The sequence below is a fragment of the Chitinibacter sp. GC72 genome, from assembly GCF_009760905.1.
GTDB lineage: Bacteria > Pseudomonadota > Gammaproteobacteria > Burkholderiales > Chitinibacteraceae > Chitinibacter.
In genome coordinates this window covers 1-3,387 of record NZ_VIRW01000042.1, presented here as the reverse complement: position 1 = coordinate 3,387, position 3,387 = coordinate 1, and the positions used below count along the sequence as shown (strand labels likewise).

4 protein-coding genes are annotated in these 3,387 nt (G+C 52.8%); all 4 read right to left on the bottom strand.

What is annotated here, in order from left to right; all coding sequences use genetic code 11:
* A partial coding sequence (locus tag FLS37_RS16560; RefSeq protein ID WP_198314525.1) for a transposase occupies positions 1-140 on the bottom strand: 140 nt, incomplete at its 3' end.
* Between the two features lie 104 nt (positions 141-244).
* The gene (locus FLS37_RS16555; RefSeq protein ID WP_157671066.1) at positions 245-1,168 is read right to left on the bottom strand and encodes a cupin domain-containing protein; all 924 of its coding nucleotides are present in this window, start codon (positions 1,166-1,168) and stop codon (positions 245-247) included.
* The gene (locus tag FLS37_RS16550) at positions 1,168-2,910 is read right to left on the bottom strand and encodes a GMC oxidoreductase (RefSeq protein ID WP_157671065.1); all 1,743 of its coding nucleotides are present in this window, start codon (positions 2,908-2,910) and stop codon (positions 1,168-1,170) included. The genes FLS37_RS16555 and FLS37_RS16550 overlap by 1 nt, the downstream gene beginning before the upstream one ends.
* Before the next feature lie 316 nt (positions 2,911-3,226).
* The coding region (locus tag FLS37_RS16545; protein ID WP_198314570.1) for a transposase at positions 3,227-3,387 on the bottom strand (161 nt) is incomplete at its 5' end.

The window sequence follows — 3,387 nt, the reverse complement described above, 5'->3', positions numbered from 1 at the left end:
TGCTGTGCCAGCTCATGGAAAATAACCCCAAGATTACGGCGCAATGCGCCGAATAATCGCTTCTTTCTCGCCTTGGGGATAAACACCACGTGATATTTACAATCCCAACGCGTATGGCTCAGACTTTGATACTCTTTCATTTGAAACTCCTTCTCTTGGTCGAGATCGGAGCTTCACAATGACCGTTGTATAGGTCAAACCTTGGTGAGTCCCCCGGCAAAGCCGGGGGTTTACCTCAGATTAATTACTGGGTCAAACGCTCAATAATTGCCTCTTGCTCAGGAAATGCCGCTTTAAGCTGAGCAATCTGAGCTGGATTGGGCTTACTTGAATCTTCTGCTTCATAGCCCGGCGAGAGGCTGCAGCTGGCCAGCACAAAGCCGGTGCCGATCACTTCACCGCCAAACCAGCAGCCATGAGGCGCGACAGCCTGCAGATGTTGCCCCTGCTCAACATCACGGCCAATATCCACTGCATTGTATTGGCCATTAGGGGCAAAAATATGCAAGCGGATCGCCAGCCCATCATGATGAAACCACACTTCATCCTGCCTCAACGTATGCAGCTGCAATACATCTGGCGATTGCAGTAGATAGTAGTTGGATGAATACAGGCGATGGTCGGACTCAAAACGCGCAGGCAAAGCGGCCTGGGCAATGGTTTCGTCCGCCACTGCGCCTGCGGCAAAGTAGCCACCAACACCGGCGCTCGTCATGCCCAATTGTTTGATCCAGAACTCGGCATCGGGGGTGCGCTGCTGGCTGGGGACAATTTTGGGCACCGGAGTACCATCGTTGACCAGCTCAGGGTAACGCAGCGCAAAACACACGGTAATGCCGATGATTTCGCCGGTATCGGGTTGGCGCAGCAGACCTTTTTGCGTCACGATTTCCACGCTGCGCATTGCGCCATCGCCAGTGGGAATATCGATGGTTTCATGGAAATTGAGCAAAGGCTTGCCACTGGCCATCACCTGCTGGTCATGCGCCACGTGCTCCGCCCTGTCGTCACGATGTCCGATCAGTTGCGCTTTGCTCATGCCGACCAGATTGGCAAAATTGTCGTTCACCCACAGGAAAACGGAGTTGTGGTCTTTGATACACAGATAAACGCCATCCTGTTTATCCAGCACATCTTCCACACTCATCGGGGGTTGGGTGGGCAGCATTATTGATCACCCTTGGCAGCCAATAATTGATCGGCCAAGTCTTGCGCCAGCGCCACCATGGTCATGGTTGGATTCCATGAACCGCTGGTTGGCCACAAAGCACCGCCTGTGACATAGACATTTTCTACCCCGTCTGGACGGTAATCGAGGCCAACCGGGCTTTGCCCATCGTTGCCAATCCATAGGGTAGATCCTTCGTGCACTAGGCTACCCACGCGGCGCTGGGCAATCGGTGGTGGCGCCTTTTGCCAAGTACCCACATTGGCATCACCATGCCAGTATTCGACTTGGGCTGCGCCTTTTGGCGAGAGTGCACGTTCCATCATCTGGAAGGTTCCCTCGTCCATGGTGTCCCACGTGGCACGATCGACATCATTTGCCAAAACCTGCAACGTCACATTGGTCGTCGGATTGGCATCCCCATTACGGCGCAAGTGATTTTCTGGATTGCGGTAATCCATTTCGCCCAAGACGGCACACACAAACACCAGATAGTCTTTCGAGCTTTCCAGCTGAGCCATTGACGCAGTAGCCACCACGTCGGGCATATAGCGCGCCGCACGCTGAGCGTATTGTTCGGGCTTTTCATCCGACAGCACAGAGAGCTGAACATGATATTGCATGCCGCTTTCCTTGTTCTGCCCTGCCATATAGATCGCTGCCAGCTCCAGCTCATTGAGCTGGTCGGCAAATGGATAATCGGCGCGTGGAACACGGGCCACCACCGAGGTAATAAAGTGTGCTGTAAAGCGCTCACCAGCGCGTTTCACTTCCGGGAAAGAATTAAGCAGCAAAGTAGTTGGCGGCAAAGTCCCCATGGCCAGCACAACTTTTGCGTCGCCCACGCTCACTACACCACGCGAGGTATCCAATGCAGTTACCTGGCCGTCTTGCTGAATCAGGCGATTCACAATACATTCGGTTACGATGCGCAAAGGGCTGCCCTTCCCGATATTGCTCAAGGCCTTTTGTTTTTGTGACAACTCAAGCAATACCGACGGCGTGGAGAATTTGGCAAAATCAAGCCCCTCGCCCAAGCCAGCACCAGCAGCCAGCGGCGCGGCCATGCTGCGTGTTGCCGAGTCAACTTTGTGCAAATTGTCGGCCAGCATTTTTTGCAGCGATTTTTGCATCACGCCGTACACCGGGCGGCTAGCCGAAACCTGAGCCAGCATCTGCTCATTCAAATGTGCGTCGATCTGATCAGCCGGAATGACATTGAGCAAGGCTTCAGCCGACGCAAAATGCGCCTGAGCGGCAGCAATCGTTTCCGCTGGCCAACCTGCCATTTCCTCAGTGGTCGGACGCGGGCACCATGCACTCCACATAATGCTGCGACCACCGAAGAACGGCACCATCCCGTGCTGTCCATTAATATGCCCGGCAGGCTGATGCGCTGTTTTGGCCGCCAATGTCCACGGGAATGTTTCTGACAAACCACCCAAGGTCGACTGGTAAGGCAAAGGCAGATTCTGGAAATGCTCAGGTAAAAAGAACGGACCACGCTCGACAATCAGGATATTGGCATGCGGCGTTTTCGCCAGAATGCGTTCGGCAAAGGCCAGCGAACAAAAACCGCTACCGATAATGATGTAGTCAAATTTCTGCTCTTCACGCGCCTGCTTCCATTCGGTTTCAGACAAAAAGAACACATGATTCATGACATCTTGCGGATTCGGCGTTTGCGGGCCTGGGGTGGGGAAACCGTTGGCAAAGTTCGGCGATGATGCGTAATTACTCATGGTTTTCTCTTTAAAAGTGGTCAGTTGTTGTTTTAAAGCAGGCGCTGCTGTGCCATGCATACACGGCACAGCAGCCAGAACAGAACACCTGCTATCTCCATTTTTGCCAAACCCTGTGCCTGGATTTAAACCAGGCACAGGGTTTGACGTAAGGGAAAACCATTATGCTTACAGCATAAATGGATAGCAAGTATCAAAATGGCAAAATGTAAGATAAGTGACATTCTAAAGTTAAATGACCCCCAGCAAAGCTGGGGGCTTATTAGAGGAACGCCTCGAAGGCGTCAACAAACCAAGTGCCGCCCAAGGCGGCGAGTCACAACCCCAGCTTCATCTGGTCGTAACGCTCATCTTCCTTTTCTTGATTTCGGATATAGGCTCTGACCATTGCTTCATCCAAACCCACCGTCGAAACAAAATAGCCGCGCGCCCAAAAAACTTCACCGGTGAAGTTTTTCGTCCTACCACCAAATTGCC